This is a genomic window from Bacillus sp. EB V-12, from assembly GCF_056158125.1.
The window spans coordinates 1-1,347 of the sequence record NZ_JBUXJL010000052.1 but is presented as its reverse complement, the minus strand read 5'-3'; the positions used below and the strand labels follow the sequence as shown (position 1 = coordinate 1,347).

The 1,347-nt window shown below is 43.4% G+C and carries 1 pseudogene; it reads left to right on the top strand.

Going from position 1 to position 1,347, the window contains the following annotated elements:
* Window positions 1–1,347 (top strand): annotated as a pseudogene (locus ACZDYH_RS30335) (hypothetical protein); the annotation flags it as partial.

Here is a 1,347-nt window from a genome sequence, read left to right as displayed (position 1 = left end):
TGCGAAGGACAAACAAGGAAATAATCTGTTTGATAAGTCCTATGTGAATAAAGATGCGTTTGCTTCTCGACTTGCATTAGGAAAAGTCGGAAAAGCAGTCGAGGATGTAAAAGGAGAAACGTTAGAAAGTGGCCATCAAAATATGGGACAAGTCGGTGCTCTTGTCGGTGCTTCTACTGCTGCATTTAAGAAAGCGTATAGTGCAGACCATAAGGCTGGATTCATGAAACAATTCCCTGCAGATATGCCGCAACAAGAAAAAGAAGCCGCATGGAATAAGCATTTAGATCAAAAAGTACAAGGATTTCAAAATCATGCGCAACAAGCGGCGGAATCAGCTGGTATTGTACAGCAAAAAGACGGTACAAACTATGCGAATAAAGAAGCTTTCGCTGCTCATTTATCACAACAGTTACAAAAAAATCCTGGCTTAAATGCGATGGGTGTATCTAGTGTGGCAGGCATTCAGAAGGCAGTCAACGGCGTGAAAACGCATGGTTTGACAAGTGGAACAGGAAGCCAGCAAGCAAAACAAGTAAGTAATGTTGGGAACCTGGTACAAGCTTCTACAGAATCCTTTAAACAGGGCTATGCAGCAGAACAACAGGCAAGCTTTATGAAAAAGTTGTCTCCAACTATGTCTCAACCACAAAAAGAGCAAGCTTGGCAGTCTCACCTGAATGAAAAAGGAAATGAATTTAAAGCAGTCGCACAACAAGCGGCAGTACAAGCGGGAGCGATGCCCGTACAGGCAAAAGATATGAGTGGTAAGAGTCTACATAATCAATCGTATATTAATAAAGATGCCTTTGCTTCGCAATTAACGAAAGGTTTACAAAGCCATGCAAGTCTTGGAACAGTGAGTCAACAAGTAGGTTCTGGAATTACTAGTGCGATTCAAGGTGTTCGTTCACATGGCGTTGCGACAGGTGGCGCAATCAATAAAGCTGTATATGCAGCGACACAAACGCAAGCGAGTATCGCACGTGCAGGAGATCTTTCCGTTGCGGAAATTGAACGCTCTTATGCAGATGCATCAACAAGTGTAGCGAATATTGCACAAAGTGCTGGTAAAATGTCTATCCCAACTTCCGCAGTGGGACGTATGACACAGCAAAGTACAAAACTTGGCATGAGTGTAATGGAAGGTGCGAAACACCTTATGCTTGCGGATCGCATTGATACGGTATCAAATGCATACTTTAGTGCCGCGAGTGCTGTTCAACAATCCGGAGGGAATGCAGTACAAAGAGTAATAAGTGGGACTACTGCTGCAGTTAATACATCATTAGGTGGGAATGCAGCAGAGCGTCACTATAATGTGACAAAAGGCTTAAGTTACGCCGC